Origin of the sequence: Thermosipho atlanticus DSM 15807, from assembly GCF_900129985.1 — a bacterium.
GTDB lineage: Bacteria > Thermotogota > Thermotogae > Thermotogales > Fervidobacteriaceae > Thermosipho_A > Thermosipho_A atlanticus.
Genome location: NZ_FQXN01000003.1, coordinates 248,206 through 268,450 on the forward strand (window position 1 = coordinate 248,206; position 20,245 = coordinate 268,450).

General features: G+C 28.6%; 18 protein-coding genes. 11 read left to right on the forward strand and 7 right to left on the reverse strand.

The genetic code is table 11. From position 1 onward, the window contains the following. Positions 1-21 precede the first annotated feature (21 nt). The 5 genes from uvrC to BUB65_RS05255 all read right to left on the reverse strand — a co-directional run bounded on the left by uvrC (position 22) and on the right by BUB65_RS05255 (position 4,996). Entirely contained in the window at positions 22-1,671 is a 1,650-nt protein-coding gene (uvrC, locus tag BUB65_RS05235) for an excinuclease ABC subunit UvrC (RefSeq protein ID WP_073072954.1), read from the reverse strand. Positions 1,672-1,735: 64 nt separating this feature from the next. Next, positions 1,736-2,176, reverse strand: coding sequence for a hypothetical protein (locus tag BUB65_RS05240; RefSeq protein ID WP_073072955.1), 441 nt, complete (start codon positions 2,174-2,176; stop codon positions 1,736-1,738). 1 nt (position 2,177) lies between these two features. Further along, entirely contained in the window at positions 2,178-2,546 is a 369-nt protein-coding gene (gene gcvH, locus BUB65_RS05245) for a glycine cleavage system protein GcvH (RefSeq protein WP_073072956.1), read from the reverse strand. Between the two features lie 76 nt (positions 2,547-2,622). Further along, a complete protein-coding gene (feoB, locus tag BUB65_RS05250) occupies positions 2,623-4,566 on the reverse strand; it encodes a ferrous iron transport protein B (RefSeq protein WP_073072957.1) in 1,944 nt (647 codons plus the stop codon). Position 4,567: 1 nt separating this feature from the next. Next, a complete protein-coding gene (locus tag BUB65_RS05255) occupies positions 4,568-4,996 on the reverse strand; it encodes a FeoA domain-containing protein (RefSeq protein WP_073072958.1) in 429 nt (142 codons plus the stop codon). A 375-nt stretch (positions 4,997-5,371) separates the two neighbouring features. Here BUB65_RS05255 and BUB65_RS05260 point away from each other — a divergent pair, with 375 nt between their 5' ends. After that, positions 5,372-5,980 carry an HD domain-containing protein gene (locus BUB65_RS05260; RefSeq protein ID WP_159429135.1) on the forward strand — a complete coding sequence of 203 codons (609 nt, stop codon included), beginning with the start codon at positions 5,372-5,374 and terminating at the stop codon, positions 5,978-5,980. 24 nt (positions 5,981-6,004) lie between these two features. On the opposite strand, the gene BUB65_RS05265 is transcribed toward BUB65_RS05260, so the two are convergent. Then, positions 6,005-6,466 carry a hypothetical protein gene (locus BUB65_RS05265; RefSeq protein ID WP_073072959.1) on the reverse strand — a complete coding sequence of 154 codons (462 nt, stop codon included), beginning with the start codon at positions 6,464-6,466 and terminating at the stop codon, positions 6,005-6,007. Between the two features lie 131 nt (positions 6,467-6,597). Here BUB65_RS05265 and BUB65_RS05270 point away from each other — a divergent pair, with 131 nt between their 5' ends. Genes BUB65_RS05270 through BUB65_RS05280 form a run of 3 tightly spaced genes read left to right on the forward strand, consistent with a single transcriptional unit; the run spans position 6,598 to position 11,462 of the window. Then, positions 6,598-9,708 carry a hypothetical protein gene (locus BUB65_RS05270; protein WP_073072961.1) on the forward strand — a complete coding sequence of 1,037 codons (3,111 nt, stop codon included), beginning with the start codon at positions 6,598-6,600 and terminating at the stop codon, positions 9,706-9,708. Continuing rightward, entirely contained in the window at positions 9,705-10,817 is a 1,113-nt protein-coding gene (locus BUB65_RS05275; RefSeq protein ID WP_073072963.1) for a hypothetical protein, read from the forward strand. The genes BUB65_RS05270 and BUB65_RS05275 overlap by 4 nt, the downstream gene beginning before the upstream one ends. 24 nt (positions 10,818-10,841) lie before the next feature. Continuing rightward, positions 10,842-11,462 carry a hypothetical protein gene (locus BUB65_RS05280; protein WP_073072965.1) on the forward strand — a complete coding sequence of 207 codons (621 nt, stop codon included), beginning with the start codon at positions 10,842-10,844 and terminating at the stop codon, positions 11,460-11,462. On the opposite strand, the gene BUB65_RS05285 is transcribed toward BUB65_RS05280, so the two are convergent. Next, the gene (locus BUB65_RS05285; RefSeq protein ID WP_073072968.1) at positions 11,447-12,130 is read right to left on the reverse strand and encodes a hypothetical protein; all 684 of its coding nucleotides are present in this window, start codon (positions 12,128-12,130) and stop codon (positions 11,447-11,449) included. The two genes, BUB65_RS05280 and BUB65_RS05285, sit on opposite strands and share 16 nt — an antisense overlap. Before the next feature lie 155 nt (positions 12,131-12,285). Here BUB65_RS05285 and BUB65_RS05290 point away from each other — a divergent pair, with 155 nt between their 5' ends. The 7 genes from BUB65_RS05290 to BUB65_RS05320 form a co-directional block, all read left to right on the forward strand. Next, positions 12,286-13,494 carry an ABC transporter substrate-binding protein gene (locus tag BUB65_RS05290; protein ID WP_073072970.1) on the forward strand — a complete coding sequence of 403 codons (1,209 nt, stop codon included), beginning with the start codon at positions 12,286-12,288 and terminating at the stop codon, positions 13,492-13,494. A gap of 49 nt (positions 13,495-13,543) precedes the next feature. Then, positions 13,544-14,416: a carbohydrate ABC transporter permease gene (locus BUB65_RS05295; protein WP_073072972.1), complete on the forward strand. Its 873-nt coding sequence runs from the start codon at positions 13,544-13,546 to the stop codon at positions 14,414-14,416. Position 14,417: 1 nt separating this feature from the next. Next, positions 14,418-15,698 carry a carbohydrate ABC transporter permease gene (locus BUB65_RS05300; protein WP_073072976.1) on the forward strand — a complete coding sequence of 427 codons (1,281 nt, stop codon included), beginning with the start codon at positions 14,418-14,420 and terminating at the stop codon, positions 15,696-15,698. A 33-nt stretch (positions 15,699-15,731) separates the two neighbouring features. Further along, entirely contained in the window at positions 15,732-16,829 is a 1,098-nt protein-coding gene (locus BUB65_RS05305) for an ABC transporter ATP-binding protein (protein ID WP_073072978.1), read from the forward strand. Then, on the forward strand, positions 16,829-18,130 hold the full coding sequence (gene mggS / locus BUB65_RS05310) for a mannosylglucosylglycerate synthase (protein ID WP_073072980.1): 1,302 nt from the start codon (positions 16,829-16,831) through the stop codon (positions 18,128-18,130). Before BUB65_RS05305 ends, mggS begins: the two co-directional genes overlap by 1 nt. 105 nt (positions 18,131-18,235) lie before the next feature. Beyond that, positions 18,236-19,090: a DMT family transporter gene (locus tag BUB65_RS05315; RefSeq protein WP_073072982.1), complete on the forward strand. Its 855-nt coding sequence runs from the start codon at positions 18,236-18,238 to the stop codon at positions 19,088-19,090. A 160-nt stretch (positions 19,091-19,250) separates the two neighbouring features. Beyond that, positions 19,251-20,245: COG1470 family protein (locus BUB65_RS05320; RefSeq protein ID WP_200773535.1), on the forward strand; the 995-nt coding region annotated here is incomplete at its 3' end.

The window sequence follows — 20,245 nt, forward strand, 5'->3', positions numbered from 1 at the left end:
CAAATAAATAAATTTAATTAGCTATAATTCTTCTTTTAAACGTTTGGCAAGTTTTTTACCAATTAATTTTTCCAGTTCTTCAAGAGGTGCATTTTTAATATTTTCAATAGAACCGTAGTTTTTTAATAAGAGTTTTTTACGTTTTGGTCCTATTCCAGGAATTTCATCTAAAATTTTTGTGCGATAATTTTTTAAATATAAATTATTACTAAACGCATTTGCGACTCTGTGAGTTTCATCTCTGATTTTAACAAACATTCTCAAAATCGGATGTTCAAAGGGTAGAACAAATTCTTTTTCCTTTGTAATAATTATTTCATTTTCTTTTGCAAGTCCAACAACTACAGGAGAAAATCCTAATTCTTTGAAGGCTTCTAAAGCAGCGTTAACTTGTCCACGTCCACCATCAACGAAAAAGAGATCAGGTAGTTTGTGTTTGGTATATCTTTTTTTGATCAGCAGTTTTATACTTTTAAAATCATCTAAGATATTCCCCAATTTATATTTTCTATATAAATCTTTTCTTGGTTTTCCATTTTCAAAGACTATTAAAGAAGCTACAGTATATTTTCCGCTGCGATGTGAAATATCAGTTCCTTCAATTAGTTTTGGGATTTTTTTTAGTTTTAATAATTCTTTTAGTTCTTTAAGAGTTTCAATATCAAAAGCATTATTGTAAATTTTATCAAGTAAATTTTCATAAGCAATTTTTAAAAGCCCTTCATCATCTGAATCAATAGGTGTTGAAATTGTAATGTCAAAATCAAATGAAAGTTTGTTGTCAATTACTATTCTATCGGGTCTTTCACTTGAAATTCCATAATAAAAATGATAAAGAAATTCTTCGATATCAAAATCACCTTCATAAATTAATTTTGAAATTAGAACACCACCTCTAACTTTCAAAATTACAAATATATTATGATCAAAAGCAATATAATCAACATTACGCTTATCACTTAAAATAACCCCCTGAGAATTCAAAAGCTTTTCAAAAGAGTAAAGTAGGTCTCTATATTTAATTGCATTTTCGAAATCTAACATTTTTGCATGATGTTCCATTTTATCTCTTATAAAATTTCTTACAAAATCGAAGTCCCCTTTAAGAATTGAATAAAGTTTTGAAATACTAGTTTGATAAGATTTTTTATCAATATTTTCTATACATGGAGCTGTACATGTATTTAAATGAAAGAGTATACATGGTTTTTTGATTTTTGATAATTCTTTTTTACAAGTTCTAAATTTTAATATTTTTTGAAGAATTTCTACAAGAACTTTTGTAAATCTTATGTTAGTATATGGTCCAAAATAAATACCGTCTTTTTTCCTGCTTCTTACAACTTCAATATATGGAAATTTATCATTGGAAATTCTAATGTAAGGATAAAATTCATTTCCCTTCAACATTACATTGTATTTTGGTTGATATTTATTTATTAATGTTGCTTCTAATAAGAGTGCTTCCTTTTCATTTGTGACGATGATTGTTTCTAAACTTGTTGCCTCATTAATAATTAATTTACTTTTTTCTTCTTTCAAATTAAAGTGAGAAGCCAGACGTTTTTTCAAATTTTTGGCTTTTCCAATATAAATGTATTCTTTATTTCTTTTAAATAAATATACTCCAGGTTTATTTGAGACTTTTTCTATTAATTTTTTTTCAAGCATAATTTATCACCTAAAAAATAAAAAGTGGGGAGTTTCCCCCACCAAAGGCTATTTATTAGAAAAATTATTTAATGTTTCTATTTTTAATTCCGACAATCAAAGTTATAATATAAGCCCAACCAATTGAAAAGAGAGAAATAAGTGTTGCATTTTTAACTACGAAAAAGTCGATTATTAAGAAAGCAATAAAAATCAAAGAAAATAATATTGCAAGTCTCATACCCTGGCGAACTTGTAAATTACCCAAAAGTTTAAGTTCAATAATTGAAAAAATTCCAATAAGAGCGTAAATTATTGGTGAAAGTGAGATACCAAGTTGTGAAAAGAAATGTGAAAATCCACCTGAAATAAAGAAAGAAAGTGAAATAACAAAAAATATCCACGCAGTAACACTGGCAATACCAAAAGTAGATTTACCTTGTTGAATGATTCCTAGTGCAAGAACAGCACCTAAAACAATATTTACAATAAACATCAAAGTAGAATATGCCGTAACAGAAAGCATTTTACTCACCTTCGCTTTCTAAAAATTTTTTATATTCTTCTTCACTCAAAAGTTCTTCTAATTCTGAAGGATTTGAAAATTCAATTTTGACAAGCCAACCTTTTCCTTCGGCATCTTCATTAACTAATTCTGGTGATGAATCAAGTTCGGAATTTATTTCAACTATTTTTCCAGAAACTGGTGCATAAACATCAGAAGCAGCTTTAACACTTTCAATTGATAAAAGAACATCACCTTTATTTACTTCTGTGCCTGTCTCTGGTAAATCTACATAAACAATATCCCCCAGTTCTTCTTGAGCGTGATTGGTAATTCCAACTAGTCCAGTTTCAGTGTCTACCCATTCATGAGACTTTGTATATTTTTTCATTTAGCTCCCTCCCTTATTATTTATATCAAGTATATTTTAACACAAAAATCCCTTATTTCAAGATTTTGTAATATTTTTAAAAGATAAGATTTCCTACTGTTACGACAAGTAAAGAAAATACATATGCAATGGTTAGACTATAGAACACTGAAAACATAACCCATTTCCATCTTCCAGTTTCCGACTTTATGGAAGCTAAAGTTGCAAAACATGGAATGTATAAAAGGATGAAAATTAATAAAGCGTATGCTGAAACACTAGATAATGAATTTGAAAGTACAGTCTTTGCAGTGATAATATCTTGTTCAGCAAATCCATAAAGCATTGACAATGTTGATACAATTACTTCCTTGGCAACTCCTCCAAAAAACAGTGCTGTTCCAATTTGCCAGTTGAAACCTAAAGGTTTTAAAATTGGCTCAATGAATTTACCCAAATATGCCGCGTAACTTGTTTCAATTTGTCCTTTTGAAGGAAAGTATGATAGAAACCAAACCACAATACTTGCAGCAAATATAATTGTCCCGGCTTTTTTAATAAAGTGACTACCTTTGTTCCACATGTAAATTACAATATTTCTAAAAGTTGGTATTCTATATCTTGGTAATTCCATAACTAATGGAACATCTTCTCCTTTAAAAAATAATCTGTTAACTAAATACGCTGTAATGGCTGTAATTAAAATACTAATTATGTATATTGAAAACAAAACTTCACTTTTGTATTTATTAAAGAATATACTTGTAATGAGAATATAAACAGGCAATCTTGCACTACAAGAAATGAAAGGTGAGGCTAAAATAGTCCCTAATCTTTCTTTTTCATCTGGTAGTCCCCTTGTGCTCATTATTGAAGGGACATTACATCCAAAACCTAGCAAGAGTGACATAAAGGAGCGACCAGATAATTTCATTTTATACATTACTCTATCAACAACAAAAGCTGCCCTGGGTAAGTAACCAGATTCTTCCAAAATTCCTAAAGCAAAGAATAATGCAAAAATGTTTGGGATAAAGACTAATATTCCACCAACTCCTCCGATTACACCATCAGCAATTAAAGAGGTAAATGTGTTTTCACCAAATGATTTTATAAAAGTACTTAGATTAGAAAACGCTATATCTAATAGGTCTGCTAATGGTTGTACGGTATCAAAAGTAAATTTAAAAACAAGGTACATAATTAATAAAAGTATTGGAATACCTAAATATTTATGGGTAAAAATATGATCGATTTTCTCATTAATATTTCTTTGAATATTTAATGACTTACCAGAATACGCCTCTTTAATTATATTTTCAACGTGTGAATAACGGATACTTGGTATGGATGATTGAGCTTTTTCAAGAATATCTTTTTCAATTTTAATTATTGGTAGTAATTTTTCTCTGATATCTTTATCATTTTCTAGAAATTTTATTGCAGCAAATCGTTTATTAGAATACATATTATTTGGAATTTGTTTTTCAATTTCTAGAATAATATTTTCGAATTCTTCATAATTGAAAATAACTTTTTTGCTATGTTTACCTTTTGCAACTTCGACAATTAAATCTTTTAATTCATCGATTCCCTCACCAGTTTTAGCAGAAGTGAAAACAACAGGAATTCCAAAGTGTTTTTGAAGTTCAAATTTATTTATTTTTATACCTAATTTTTTTGCCTCATCAATAGAATTCATTGCTAATATTGCATTAGAATTGAGTTCAAGGGCTTCGATTAACAAATAGAAACTTTGTTCAGGATTAATGGAATCGGCGATGACAACAGTAACATTTGGTGGGGAAAAAAATAAAAAATCTCTTGTAATTTTTTCATCAGTACTTTGCGAAGTTAATGAATAAGTTCCAGGTAAATCAATAACATGAAGTGTATCATTCTTCCAAGTTGTAGCACCTTCAATTTTTGAAACGGTAACACCAGGCCAATTAGCTACATATTGTCGTGCCCCCACTAAACGATTGAATATGCTTGTTTTTCCAACATTTGGATTGCCAATGAGACCAACAGTTATAACCATATTACAGCCTCCTTAGAAATATTTTTTCTTTCATGCCATGTCCAAGTGCAATTTTTTTACCATTAATATAAACAACAGAATTTTTTAATGTGATTTTTAATCCAGTTTTCAAACCTAAATTTGCAACTTTTCTTAGAAATCTATGTCCTCCCAAAAAACCAGAGACAATATACTCACCTTCAGAAACTGCAGAAAGCGGAATATAATCTTCAAGAAATTCAACTTCTATTTTTGAAGCTTCTGTATTCCTTAATGTAATTAACTTATTGAAAACCCTATATGCCCGAGGATCTCCCATTGGCGAAGTATGAACAACTTCAATTATTGTGTTAGGAATTAATCCCATTCCTAATAGTCTGTGTTTAATATTAGATTCAAAAATATTTTTTATTTTAACCTTGGAGCCAACGGGAACTTTATCAAGAGTCATATTATACCTCCTTTTTGAAAATCATTCTCAATAACAATTATAACATTAAAAAAGGTAGTGTCAATGAAATACGGAACGGCATATTTGTAAAAATCAAAATTTTCTAAATCAAAACACAAAAGTATCTAACTAAAAATAACAATATAAAATTGAAAAGTTACATGTAAATTTAATAAATTTAATAACATAACTTAGCATAATAAATGAAGAAGCATGAAAATTTATGCAGTATAATAACTATTATATTGCATATTAAAAAATACATAAAAAAAACATATCTTTTTCTGATGTTTGTTCAACAGTAAGTATATCATACACTCAAAAACTGATATAATTAAAACAAAATACACATTCAAATATATGGAGGAAGATAAAATGAGCAATCTACATGAAAAATGGTGTATGATTAAAGAATTTGCCATGAAAACACTTGGGAATAACAATGATCATGGTTTCGAGCATGTTTTAAGAGTCGTAAAATATTGTAGGTATATTGGAATTAGAGAGCACGCTGACTTAACTATCCTTATTCCTGCAGCATATTTACATGATATAGCCCGTCCAATAGAATTAGTTAATCCTTCAATTGATCATGCCGAGGAAGGTGCAAAGATAGCAAAAGACTTCCTTGAAAGTATTGATTATCCTTGTATTGACAGTATAGTATATGCGATAAAGAATCACAGATACCGCAAAAAATTAATCCCAAAAACCCTTGAAGCGAAAATACTTCAAGATGCTGATCGAATAGATGCATTAGGTGCAATAGGAATATACAGGGTTATTTCTCATGCAGTAAATAATGGTTCTAATCTTAAAAATATTTTGAAACACTTCGAAGATAAGATATTAAAATTGTATTCACAACTTCACACTAAAACAGCTAAAGAGCTATCATTTGAAAAGCATAAATTAGTTGTTGAATATGCACAATTTTTAAAGGATGAATTGAATTTTATTAATAATATGGATGACATAATTTAGAAAGTCATATATTAAATTTTTTATTTAAACATCTTCGTGAAATAATTTTAATTGATCTTTATATAGTTTTTCTTTTCTAGATTTTAATCTTTTAATAACAGAAACTAATGTTTTAGAGTTTTCATCAACAATTAAATCATCAAATATATTGGATTCATCTGGAGCAATAAAAATAAATTCTCCATTAACATATTTTGGAACATTAACCTGGTATTTTTGACCATATCCTTTCCTATTTTTCCTTGCAATAGGAACAATAGCATTTATTTGCATAAGCGCTTTTGCAGCCAACTCTATAGTTCCATATTTCACTTGAAAATAATCAGCAAGCTCCCTGAAAGATACCCACGGAGTAATTTTCCTTCCAGCAGCTAAAGACATACTATACAAATAAATATAAAGTCTTCCAGCGTTTGCTGGTCGAACTTTCATTGAAAATTGAAGAACAGGCATTGGAATGATGACAAACCTTGATTTGACAACCATATTTACCCTCCTTTTTTGTTTGTTCAACACTATTATATATCATCCCAAAACAAAAAACAATTAAACTCTTGAATTTTTTCTATTTTATGATATAATATTTTTAGCAATTTTTTTAATATTGAGGTGTGAACATGCTTTCTTCTAAGAGCTTGTTATTTTTTTTACTTTTAGTTTCCATATTTGCTTTCCCTCAATCCAATTTTGATAATTTTCGAAAAAATTTGACTACTGCCAAAGATTTTGCAAGTTTGCTTGAAGTTCCTTCCGAATATTATCCTGAGTTTGTTACTGGTACTTCATATTTTTTAGATATTCTCGATTTTAGCGAAGGTATTTCCTATTTGAAAGACGGAAATTATAACAAAGCTTTTGAATATTTTTCAAAAGTTGGTGTCTCTAATTTTATTGGTCTTATACCATTTGTAAATACAATGGTAACTGTTTTAAATTTTGCTCAACCTTTTTGGAACAAAGTTATTAGCTATGTCTTTGATGAAAGAATTTCAAAATATTCTAATGAATTTAGAAAATTAAAACTTGAACAGCTTGAAAAATTATTAAAAAAAGATCCCCTTGCTTTTAACGGGGAAGATTTTAAAAATTGGATAACAAACGATAGTATTGAAATACAAGATTTCATTTCTGACGTTTTTGACAGTATGCAACATGGCTTATACAATGTAGGAAATAAAATTATGAATGAAAAAGAATTTGAATCAAAACCTTGGTATCAAAAATTAAAAAGTCTATACATTAATTTAAATGTAAAAGCTTATTCTTATGAAGATGTTAAGGATTTTTGGTTAAGCATGTGGAGAAAAAGTGTTTTTAAAGAAGGTATGGAAATTGTTTTAACAAGAAAAAAAGAATCAATAGAAAGTTTCTTAAATCAAAGTACAGTTGAATTATATATAAAAATTAACAAACAAAAAAAAGATGAGAGGCAGTTCTCGGTCCAAATTCCAGAGTTATCTTTTGAAGGAGCATTAAACAATGAACTTCATGCTTATTTTGATCTTATTAAGTTCTCTTCAGATTATATCTCTGTCATTCTTCTAGATTCACGAAAAAATATAGTTTTTCAAAAACAATATAAAGTTTCAGAGCTCTTACAAAATTATGATCCATTGTTATCTAGTGATTATTCTATGCATTATATAAAAAAGATAGTTATCACTCCTAAATATCAAAAAAACACTATTCAAAAACTTACAGTTGAACTACCAAAAGAAACGAAAATAGCTACTTTAACTGTAGCTGGAACTTCAACTGTAATAACTTCTTCTTCTTTCTCGTTTGACAATTTAATTCTGTATTTTGATGACTTTTTAGAAATAATTGCTCAAACATCAACTGAAACAATCCAATATAGTTCTTTTATTCCCACCAATGGTAAAGTTACTCTCAATGAACCTTTAATTAATAAAAAACCACATTTTGAAAATGCCAAAGATTGTAAAAGTTACCTACTAAAACTTAAAAATGATTTTATGAATAATCTTAGTGATACTCAAGCCCCTCAAATTTTGAAAAAGAGTATTAATATCGCATATAATGATATTAAAACTTTTACTGTCGAAGATCCATCATTGCTAAATCTCATAAATCCACAGCAGCTTATTGGGAAGGATCAACGACTAAATGAAGAAGAAAAAAGTTTTAAACAAATCGAATCTAAGGTAAACGATTTGAAGAATAAAATTGATCAATTATTTTATTCACAAATTTATTTTAAGGATTTAGAAAATATGTGCTTACGAACTATTATTGATGATGGAGTAATTCCCTCATATTATAAATATATACTACAAAAACAAAAATTACTACAATCAGAAATTGATAGTAGAAAATCATTAGTTTCTACTTTACAAAATGAATTAAGTACAATTCTATCTGAAGCAGAACAAAGTAGAGAAATGATAAATAACAAAATAGCATTAGATATACTTTTTGATACAAAGCTAGTACCTTCATATTCTAAATTAATATCTAAAATACAGGAATTGTTAAACAAGACATTTATAATTGAGGCTAATCTAGAAAAAAACGAAAACAAAATTAATACGCTTGTTAAGCTTTTTGAATCTAAAAAAGAACTCACTATTGAAAAAGCTGAAATATATAAAATTTTTCTCGGAAAATGGCACTCACTTCTTAAACAAAGAGATTCTCTTGAAGAAAAAGTTAAAAGCTATAATCCTCCTGATATTGAAGGCTTTTTAAAAGCAATTGTTTCATTTGACAACATTAATTTATATTATTTAAGACATGGAAATTTGACCTATGAAGATTATATTAACGGCATCCAAGAAAAGCTTCCATTTTCTTTTAGAAAAGATGATTTGAATGATGTCATTTCTAAAGTTATTGATTTTGTTATACAAGAGAATAATCTAAATGAAGAAGCAAAAACAATGAACAACTCATTATCAAAATTAAAAGAACAATTATTATACTACTCAAAATATTATTTTCTTACTACAATTAAGCCTGAAGATTTGGTACTTAATGAAGATTTTGTTATTTTAAAAGTTCCTAATTATAATTATTCACAATTTGTCGAAAAATTTACCTATAAAAGTATAGGTTTTTCTAACAAATTGAATAATGTGATTTATTATTTAGAAAAAATAACAAAATATATTGATGATTTCTATGGTGAGGACCCTGAAGGTGAAAAACTGCTAGAAAAAACCAAAAAGTTGATATCAATGGCTCATTTTTCTACTATCAAAGAATATAATTCAATGATATTTGAATGGGTAAAAGAATATGAATCAGAATTATTTTTTAAAATTCCCTTATACAATCATTTATATATTAACTCGGGTAAAAACACTAAAGAGATAAAAGTAACATCAGAAAAATTTTTAAAAAGTATTTCCCAAAGAAACTATAAAATTCAAAAATACTTCCTTGAAGATTACCAAAATCCTTTAAATGTTTTAATGAAAAATCTTTTCACTACCATGATTTATGAAATTGATGTTTTTTATTTAAAAATTAAATCGGAAATTGATGAGTTAAATAAAATGAGTAAAATTACTAAACTCAGAGAAAAAAAGAGGATCGAAAATGAATTAAACAAAGATATTTTTTCGGCTTTAAATATTGAAGTACCAGACTATTTGAAAGGCATAATCACTCATAATTATATTTATAACTATCTTTCAGTTGCTGACAAATGGGCGCAAACGTGCGATAACCTCAGAAATTATCTTCAGGAGGTGTATAAAAAATGAAAAAATTACTTTCAATTTTTCTATTAGTTGTTTCCATTTTTGCCTTTTCAGGTATTGATTGGGTAAAAATTGACGATAATCAACTCTTAATATCCGTATTAAGGGCAAATTTTGTAGAGAATACTTATCCAATGATAATTTTTAAGGGAGATAATTATAACTATGTAGAAGATGCCATAACTGATTCCTCAAAACTTATTTCAATTCAAGTATATCGAAAAGCAAGTGGTAATGGTTTTTTTATAACTTCTGAGAAAAACGGCGAGAAAATTTGGTCATTACCTTATGAGGATGTGACTTTAAACTATGGTAAACTTTTTAAGTTAAATGGGGATTATGTTTTTTTAGGAAGTGTCGCAATTGATAACGAAAGTTTCATTTATATATCCAAAATTAATCAAGATGGTGAAATAATATATGAAGATGAAATAAATTCATTTGCAGATTTTTGTTGCGCAAGGTTAGAATCTAACTCGTTAAAATTTTTAGCATACAAACAAGAATTTTCTCAAAAGTATCATAAATATTTGGCAAGTGGCCAAGAATATAGTTTTTCTAACTCTTTAAATCCAATAAATAAGGAAATTAAATTCAAAGATATCGATGGAATAATTACTATTCCTCAAGTCTATATAAATGGAAAATATTATGCCTTAACAGGATATATTTCACACCAAGTTGAATTATATGAAATCAATCCTAATGGAAAATCCAAAAGAAAAATTGTAAAAATTCCCTTTTTAATACCAAATACTTCAAGTGAATACAAAATAATTGGTTATTCAGATAATTCACTATTTACTTTCGGAATGAAACAAAATCCTGATGGCCTTTTACATATCAACATAATAGAAATAGGGTTAGATGGAAAAATTTTAAATACTTTTGATATTTCATCAAGAATTATCAAAAAATATGAAAAACACGGTATTTATATAGAAAACAATCTTCCTACTATAAAAACTGCTGACAAAAAAATTATGCTTTTTCCAAGAGATATTAAAATTCTATTAACAAATGGTCAACAAAAATATGCTGTATACATATTAGATATAAAATATAACGCCGGTTACGGTTTAGGAATTTTAGTAGATCTACTAGAATTTTAAAACAACTTGAAAGGAGAGAATAGTATGATAAAAATTTTTATTTGGTTATTATTGAGTATTTCTATGATTATCTTTCCAATTAATATTTACTACACATTAATTGTACCAACTGAAACTCCAACTAATACTATACAAGAAATATCCAATTTCATTTTAGAAAATAATCCTAAAATTTCACTTACAGATTATGGACTAAATCAAAAAAGTTACGAATATTTATATTCTCCGTATCATGAAGATTTTCAAAAACATGTGCTAACCCTTTTAGATTATTTTTTGTTTAAAAAAATTGATTCTGAATACGTTCTACCTTTAAATTTTATTGAAGAATTTAAAATTCAAGATGATGTTTATTTATATTGCATTTTATTGTTCGATAATAACTTAAAGGTCATTGCTAAATCTTTTAATGAACATGCTTTCGATGAAAACGGTGTTATATCTACCGATGCATTAAATATTTATAACTCTCTAATTGAACTTATTAAAAATACATTTGAAGATGATTCACCTAAAAATTATGATATAGATAATATTTTAATGACTTTGTATTTCGACATCTCTGATAATGGTAACATAATTTTAGAAATAACGTTTATCTCGAAAGCCCAGAATAGTATAGATTTAACCTATTTTATAATGTAATTATCCATATTTGTAAAATGCGTATATTTTAAATTGTGAAAATCGAGTTCAATTTCAAAATTAATATCTATATCTATCAAGGTATTAAATATTTTTTTTCGTAAAGATTCGCTGTAATCAATTGGAAGATAGTACCCTAAAGTTACATGCGGTATGTAAAAGTCATCTTGTTTAATGAGTTGATCAAATTTTTGTCTGGCCTTAATTAAAATTAAAAAAGATTCCTCATCAATAGGTTTAAACATTATTCCTATGGCAGAACCGCCATTATATAATCCTATCGATTTCATTTTTAAATTTTTTTCATTTTTAAATGTATTTAATATTTTCATTACTTTATTTTCATTATTTTTCATACATTTTTCAACATCATTTGTTATATTAAAATTGCATAGATCGTGCAACGTTAAATGAAAATATTTTTCACTCAAAGGTTTAGCTAAATACTTTCCTATTTTGCTATATAATTCATTTTGAATTTTTGTAATTTTCCTCTTATCTGCATCATTTAGAAAAAACACAATTGTATCACCTTTAAAATCCTTGTATTTTCCATTTTTATCAACTTTTAAATACAACTCGTTTTTTGGATTCCATTTGTCCAACAATGTTTTTATTGTTTCATCACGGATTTGGTTTAGTTTCTCTACATATTTTTTGAATTCCATAAAATCACCTCTGAGAAAGTTTTTTTCATTTTTTCTATTATAATGAATATTATTTCCGTTTTTTCGCGTTAATCTAAGTTTTAATATAGAATTTATATATGCTATTATCAAATTGTCCTGCAACAATTATATCATTTCGAATAGGAGGTGGGTTTATGAAAAAGGTTTTTATTCTTCTTTTATTAATTTCTGTTGTTATGGCATTTAGTGTGCCTACTTTGGTTGTTACTTCAAGACTATGGACTCCACCTACAGAAAAAGAATTCATTATCAATGAAATCATTAAACCATTCGAAGAAATGTATGGAGTAAAAGTAGTTTTCCAAACAATGGATGACGAAACCATGTTGAAACAAGTAAAGGTTCAAAAAGAAACCGGAAAAATTACTACAGATGTTATTATAGCATATGCAACAAAAATGCCAGAATGGGTCAAAAATGACCTAGTAGTTGATCTTACACCTTATGTTAAACAATGGACCGACAGGCATTTTTCTAAAGGTTTTGATTCAATGACAGTATTTAACGGAAAAAGGTACTTCTTACCTATTGGTGCAGATGTATATCTCACCCTTATAAACAAAAAAGCTCTTCAATATAAACCTGAAGATGTTGATGTTCAAAATCTCACTTGGGAACAGCTTGCTGAATGGGCAAACCTTATAGCCCAGGGTGAAGGTGAAGGTAAATTTGCAGTTACCGGTGTTCCAATGAAATCCCTTATTTATCAAATTGGAGCTATTGCTTTATCCTATGGTGCACATTGGCCTGATTTGGATAATCCTGGAGCGGTTGCTGCATGGTACTTAGTATACAAAATGAGAAATGCATTCTCTCCAGCAATTAAAACATACGATGACACAAGACCACCAATGAAAAGGGAAGAAACATGGATAACAGTAGCACATTGTGCACGTGTTGGTGAAGTTTACAAAAGTAATCCAACTCAATTTATTATTGCACCGGCACCAAAAGGTCCAGCTGGTATAGGTTCAGTTGCTGGAACAAGTGGTCTTGCAATTGTAAAAGGTACAAAGAATTTTGACCTTGCACTTAAGTTTGTCGAATACATGACAAGACCAGACATCATGGTAAAATCACACAAAGGTACCGGTGGATTTATCCCACCAGTTGATGAAGCAATAAAATTCTTAGGAAATGACGAACAAGACCAAGTCATTAAAAATGCGATCAAAGTTATGAATGAAGGAGTTCTCTCATATATTGCACCTATTTGGAAAGATTGGGGTCAAGTAAAACTTGTTTACGACGAAATATTCAAAAAGATGATCCTTGAAGAAGGAAAACTTGACATTGATATGCTAGAATTGTATCAACTTCAAATTGATGCACAAAGGAAATAATTTAAGGGGGCTCATTGCCCCCTTTAATTTGGTAGCGAGGTGATAAAATTTGACAAAAACTATATCTAAAAAATGGGTTCCTTACATTTTGATAACTCCTACGTTGATCTATTACATAGTTTTCTGGTTAAGACCCGTAATTTCAGCTATTTATTATAGCTTTTTCGATGAAAACAATAATATTTTTACACTTAATAATTATATTACAATTTTTAAAGATGAATATTTCAAACAAGCTGTTATCAATACAGCAATTTTTGTTCTTATCTCAGTTACCTTAGAATTTATTGTAGCATTAGGTTTGGCGTTAATTATAAACAAAAAATTTAAAGGGGCACAGATTCTTTTATCTATTGCTCTTATACCAATGGCTCTTCCAGCCGTTGCTGTTGGCGCTATGTGGTCAAGTGGTTTTGCAACATATGGATGGGTAAATAGTTTACTCTACCACTTAGGACTAATTACTGAAAACGGAAAAATCGCTTTCCTAGCGGGAAGTGATTTTCAATCTCTTATGCTTATAATACTTATAGACGCGTGGCAAGTAATTCCATTTATGATGGTGATCTTACTTGCAGGTCTTCAAGGTCTTTCAAAAGAAGCTATAGAAGCTGGGTATATCTTTGGCGGTTCAAAATTTACCGTATTAAGAAAAATCACTTTGCCTATGCTAAAACCAAGTATCCAAACTGCGTTAATTTTAAGAATAATATCCGCAATTCAAGTGTGGTTAATTATTGTAATGATATATGGTTATAGAAGAATCCCTGTTCTATTGGAAGAGGTTGTCTTCTACGAAGAACAATTATTAGGTTTTTATAGAGTTGCTCTTGCCTATTCTGTAATTGTTGCTGCAATTGTATCAGTTGTTTCAGTTATATATCTTAAAGTCTCTGGTGCTTTTGAAAGGGAGGAGCAATAATATGAAAGTGAATAAAATTTTTAAACAAACATTATTCTATATTGTCATTGCTGGAATTATATTAGTTATTTTAACTCCTATTTATTTCCTAATTGTTATCTCTTTAATGTCAGACCAAGAAGCATATGATTGGCCAACTCAACTCGTTCCATCTTTCTTCAATAGATATAAGCTGGAAATTGTTGATGGAAAATATTTAATAAGCGTTTATAGTAATGCAAAAAAACAGTATTCTACATTAATACAGACTTCTAATTTTGAAGAACTTCAAAAATTTGTTAGAAGCAAAACAAATTCAACAATTAAAAAAGAAATCTTTGATAATGAAGTAAAAAAACTCAAAAAATTAATTGAACAAAATGAAGAAGAAATAAATAAACTTAGAACACAAATTAAAACTTTCGAAGCAAAACTTAATAGAGTAACGGTCAACCTTGTTAAATTAAAATCTCAACTTAAGAAAGCTAAAGAAGCAAATATGGAAAATCTAATACCTATTATCAATGAAAATATAACTAAGCTGGAAAAAGAAAAGAATGAATATAATACACAACTGGTTAATTTAAATGCAAGACTTGAAGAAATTGGAAGCGTAAAATTCATAGTTCCCAAACATCTATTTGATAACTATGTAAACTTTTTTAGAGTAACCAGCAATGCTTTACCCGCCTTGTTTAGGAGTATTCAAGTTGCAGTATTAACCGTTTTGATCTCACTAACAATTGGTGGAATGGCTGGCTATGCATTTGCTAGGTACAATTTTAAAGGTAAAAATCTTTTAAAATTAAGTGTTCTGTTTGTAAGAATGTTTCCCGGGATTTCAATTGCAATGCCGATGGTGATCATACTTATAAATATGGGATTCTACGATAGACCAATCGGTTTATCACTTGTATACTCTGTAGGACAAATTGGAATGACAATTTGGATCACAGCAAGTATATTTATGGGGATTTCTACCGAACTTGAAGAAGCTGCTATGGTATTTGGAACAACGAGAATGGGAGCCTTCTTTAAAATCACTTTACCTCTTGCATTCCCAGGTCTTGCTGCAAGTGCAATGTATGCTTTTATTGGTAGTTGGTCTGAAACTGCTCAGGCAATTGTTTTGACACAATTTAATCCTACATTCCCAGTTGTAGTATATCAAACTCTTGTTGGCGCTAAAGGTTTAATTAATCTAACTGCTGCTGGAGGAGTCTCGTTAGCACTTCCTGCCGTTGTTTTTACACTAATAATAAGGAAATATATACTCCAAATGTGGGGTGGAATAAAAGTTTAATTGATAAAATAATAATAAAAGGAGCGGTGATATATGGCAACTTTAGAACTTATAAATCTTTCAAAAAGGTATGGAAAAAAGGTATGGGGTGCCAAAGGAGTAAATCTAAAAGTTAATGATGGTGAATTCATAGTCTTTCTTGGCCCTTCTGGTTGTGGTAAAACAACAACTTTAAGAATGATTGCAGGGCTTGAAGAAGTTACAGAAGGAAAAATATTAATTGACGGAAAAGATGTAACTTACTTAGAACCAAGAAAAAGAGAAGTAAGTATGGTTTTTCAAAGTTATGCTGTATGGCCACATATGACCGTATATGACAATATTGCATTTCCTTTAAAACTTAGAAAAATGCAAGAATCGGAAATTGATGAAGTTGTAATGGAAGTCGCAAAAATGGTAAAAATTGAAGAACTTTTAAAAAGATTTCCTTCTCAACTTTCAGGAGGACAAAGGCAACGTGTAGCATTAGCAAGGGCTTTGGCTGTCAAACCCAAAATCTTTTTAATGGATGAACCATTATCAAACCTCGATGCCAAATTAAGAGTTAAAATGAGAACCGAATTAAAAGCTATACATCACAGAACAGGTGCTACAACAATTTTTGTCACCCATGACCAATCTGAGGCCATGTCCATGGCAGATAGAATCGTAATTATGAAAGATGGAAAAATTGTACAAGTAGGTACTCCTGATGAAGTATATTTCAACTGTGCAAATACTTTTGTCGCTGGATTTATTGGAACTCCACCAACAAACTTTTTTAAAATGAATGTTATAAGAAGCAATGATGAGATTCATTTAAAAAATGAATACATTGACATAAAAGTTTCTGAAAAAGTCAAAAAAGCTCTTGAGAGATATAACAAAGATGAAATAATTGTTGGTATAAGACCTGAAAACCTTTTGATTACAAACAATGAAAATGAAGCTATCTTTAAAGAAAAAATTCTTGTAGTTGAACCTCAAGGATCACATCAAATAATTGCCGTTGAACTTGGCGAACAAATCGTTAAAATAGTTGCTCCTGCATTCCCAAAATATTCTGCAGATGAAATTATAAATGTTTCACTTGATCATGAAAGATTAATGCTTTTTGATATTGATACTGAAGAAAGATTGGAGGGTATTTAATGAAAATTGCACTAGTTCATTACAGAGCTGGTTTGATGGACGGTGTATCCTTAGAAATGGAAAAATGGAAGAAAGTCTTACTTAGAATGGGACATGACGTGGATATTGTAGCTGGTAATAACAAAAGTGGGGTGGACGTATTAATTCCTTCTATAGGTTTTGAAAATCCAAAATATAGAATTATTAATAAGAACGCTTTTGAAAAATTAGAAGATTTTTCAATAACTGAACTAACTGAAACAATATTCAATGAGTCCGAGAACATTTATTCCAATATTGAAGAAAAGCTTAGTAAATACGACGTGATTATACCAAATAATATATGGTCGTTAGGAGCTTTCCTTCCAAGTGCAATAGCACTCACAAAATACGCTGAAAATCATCCGGAAAAACTTTTTGTTGGTCATCATCATGATTTTTGGTGGGAAAGAGAGTATTTTTTAAACTATCAAGACAAAAAAATAAAAGAGCTACTAGACAAATATTGTCCTCCAGTTAATCGGAATATTAAACATGTAGTAATTAACTCATTAGCTAAAGAAGCGTTATATTCAAAAAAAGGTGTTAATTCCATAATTGTACCAAATGTAATGGATTTTGATGAACCACCTTTCATTAGTGAGGAAATAAACAAACAAATTAGAGAAGTATATAATATCTCCGAAAATTCAATTGTTCTTTTACAAGCAACAAGAATTACTGAAAGAAAAGCAATCGAACTTGCCATTGAACTTGTTAGACAAATGTCAAAACTAGCAAAAAAATATAAAGGAAAACAATTGTATAATGGGAAAATTTTCGATGGCGAAATTGTTTTAGCATTTTCTGGAATGTGTGAAAGTGAAAATTATAAATACAAATTACTAGACAAAGCCTTCAAATATGGGATTAGAACCGTTGATCTTTATCCAAATGTTGAAAATAATGTTTGGTCATTCTGGAATTTATATAGCATTGCAGATGCAATTACATATCCTTCAATTCTAGAAGGTTGGGGAAACCAATTATTAGAAGCTATAATCGTTAAAAAACCAATTGTTATATTCGAATATAAAGTTTTTGAAAAAGATATTAAAAAATCTGGCTTAAAATTCATTAGTCTAGGAAACACTTATAAATTAGAAAATGGACTAGTTAATGTAAATGAAAACATAGAAATAGAAGCTGCACAAAAATTGTTTGAAATTTTATTCAACAAAGAACTATATGAAAAAACAGTTAATGAAAACTTTGAAATTGGAAAGAAATTTTTTAGTTTAGAAACTCTTAGAAAGATCATAGAAAACCATATTTTGAATTAAATCAAAATAATATGTTAAATTTCCAGGGAGTTCCCCTGGATTTTTTATTTATATCAAATTTTTGTATGATATAATTTAGAATACAAAAAAATAAAGGAGATTATTATGCATTATTTAGCAGCTGTTTTATCTTCTTTCTCCTCTTCAGTCACTTCTATTTTCGGTAAATTACTATTTACAATCGGAGCATCAGTATCCCAAATTTTGTTTATACGTTTCTTTATTTCTTTCTTAATCTCATTTTTAGTTTTCATATTTATTAAAAAGAAGTTTAATTTTAGGAATTTTGTTATTTTTGGAATACTTGGAATATTAAATTACGGCATTGCCGCTTATTTGTTCTTTTTTGGACTTCAATTTTTAAATCCTGCATATGCAACTGTTTTATTTTTTACTAATCCTGTCTTTGTATTACTGTTTCAAAAAATTTTTTATAAGGATAAAATTGGTACTTTTAATTGGATAGCTATAGTAACTTCTATATTAGGAGTATTTTTTGCCAATCTCGGCGAACAAAGTTTGGAAAAGGACGACGAGATCATAATTGGAACTTTGATTATAATCGCAGCAGCTATAATAAATGCACTTTTCATAACAGTAACTGGAAAAAAATTAAAAAATTTAACTTCAAATGTTTTTGAAAATGTCTTTTACACTTTTTTTGGAGTAACTTTGTACTATTTGTTGATTACATCGTTTACGAAAGAATTATCAACTATTAAGTTTGAATACGTTAGTTATGGTCTGTTACTCTCCATTTTTTCCACTTTCATACCATTAACTCTTAGTTTTTTCTCATTAAAAAAACTTAAATCACAAACAGTTGCAATTATAATGCCTCTAGAAATAGTTTTTGCCAGTGTTTTGTCACTATTAATATTTGGAGAAACTTTCAATTTACTTAAAATTCTTGGATTTATTCTCATAAGTACTGCTCCTATTCTAGAAAACTTTAAATAAATGTTTAATAAAGTTTATAACCTTATTCTCCAATGATGTTTTTTTGAAATAAGGTGTTTTTAAAATAAGGTTCATGTTTTTATCATCTTTTATCTTTCATAATAATTTTTATGATATAATAATTTTTGTAATGACAATTATTATTAAAGGAGTGGGGGTTATGAAAACTAATAAAAACTATTTTTTATTACTTCTTTCTTTAATTGTTTTAATTTCAATCTTTTTGGTAGGATGTTTAAAAATCAGTCCAGACATTTTGGTCAGAACTGATACTACTTCTTTAGAGTTCATTGGCGAGTCACAAAAAGAAATCAAACTTTTAATTACTCCCATCAATGGGTTTACAGGAAATGTGGAAATTTCCTTAAATGATTCTAGCTTGTTTAATATTAACAACCTTTCCTTAAACATTCAAAATGAAAGATACGTAAGTGTGCAACTAATTAAACCAGATAATACCCCTCCAGGTAGTTATAACATAAGCTTAAAAATTAAAACTGACTCATCGGTAAAATACGTTCCACTAATTATAAATGTTAGAGATTTTGAAATCAAAATTGTCAACCCAAACAATTCCCCCATTGAAGTATATCAAAATGTTCAAAGTGATTTTCCTGTTATAATTGAATCCTTAAATAAATTTAGCGATGATTTAGAATTAAAAATAGAAGATGAACAAGGGAATCCTTATTTTAGTTTCATAACTTTAGAACCATCAACTCTTACGTTAAATATGGAAAGAATCGAAACAATATTTAAGGTGAAAGTTTCAGACACTTTATCCCCAGGACAATATAATTTAGTATTAAGTGCTAAAAGTAAAAAATACAATTTAGTTAGAAAATACAATTTTACACTAAATGTTATTGGTACGGAAAGTCAAGAAGCCACACCTTCATTCGAAGTAATCAGTGACACAAATAATTTCACTATTGAACAAGGTGGTTCCCAATCAGTTGGTATGACCATTACTCCAGCAAATGGCTTTACTGGTACAGTCAATTTCGAACTTCAAACCATAGCAGGCAGTACTGCTCCAACTGGTATATCAATTTCTCCGTCTGTAATTGACGTACCTGATAATCAATCTGTACCATTTACATTAACTATCTTTGTTGATTCATCCGTTACACCAGGAACTTACAACTTAAGAAT

Excerpts from the sequence above, each read along its gene's own strand:
- uvrC (WP_073072954.1), bottom strand. The coding sequence starts at position 1,671 with ATGCTTGAAAAAAAATTAATAGAAAAAGTCTCAAATAAACCTGGAGTA.
- BUB65_RS05240 (WP_073072955.1), bottom strand. The coding sequence starts at position 2,176 with ATGCTTTCTGTTACGGCATATTCTACTTTGATGTTTATTGTAAATATT.
- gcvH (WP_073072956.1), bottom strand. The coding sequence starts at position 2,546 with ATGAAAAAATATACAAAGTCTCATGAATGGGTAGACACTGAAACTGGA.
- feoB (WP_073072957.1), bottom strand. The coding sequence starts at position 4,566 with ATGGTTATAACTGTTGGTCTCATTGGCAATCCAAATGTTGGAAAAACA.
- BUB65_RS05255 (WP_073072958.1), bottom strand. The coding sequence starts at position 4,996 with ATGACTCTTGATAAAGTTCCCGTTGGCTCCAAGGTTAAAATAAAAAAT.
- BUB65_RS05260 (WP_159429135.1), top strand. The coding sequence starts at position 5,372 with ATGAGCAATCTACATGAAAAATGGTGTATGATTAAAGAATTTGCCATG.
- BUB65_RS05265 (WP_073072959.1), bottom strand. The coding sequence starts at position 6,466 with ATGGTTGTCAAATCAAGGTTTGTCATCATTCCAATGCCTGTTCTTCAA.
- BUB65_RS05270 (WP_073072961.1), top strand. The coding sequence starts at position 6,598 with ATGCTTTCTTCTAAGAGCTTGTTATTTTTTTTACTTTTAGTTTCCATA.
- BUB65_RS05275 (WP_073072963.1), top strand. The coding sequence starts at position 9,705 with ATGAAAAAATTACTTTCAATTTTTCTATTAGTTGTTTCCATTTTTGCC.
- BUB65_RS05280 (WP_073072965.1), top strand. The coding sequence starts at position 10,842 with ATGATAAAAATTTTTATTTGGTTATTATTGAGTATTTCTATGATTATC.
- BUB65_RS05285 (WP_073072968.1), bottom strand. The coding sequence starts at position 12,130 with ATGGAATTCAAAAAATATGTAGAGAAACTAAACCAAATCCGTGATGAA.
- BUB65_RS05290 (WP_073072970.1), top strand. The coding sequence starts at position 12,286 with ATGAAAAAGGTTTTTATTCTTCTTTTATTAATTTCTGTTGTTATGGCA.
- BUB65_RS05300 (WP_073072976.1), top strand. The coding sequence starts at position 14,418 with ATGAAAGTGAATAAAATTTTTAAACAAACATTATTCTATATTGTCATT.
- BUB65_RS05305 (WP_073072978.1), top strand. The coding sequence starts at position 15,732 with ATGGCAACTTTAGAACTTATAAATCTTTCAAAAAGGTATGGAAAAAAG.
- mggS (WP_073072980.1), top strand. The coding sequence starts at position 16,829 with ATGAAAATTGCACTAGTTCATTACAGAGCTGGTTTGATGGACGGTGTA.
- BUB65_RS05315 (WP_073072982.1), top strand. The coding sequence starts at position 18,236 with ATGCATTATTTAGCAGCTGTTTTATCTTCTTTCTCCTCTTCAGTCACT.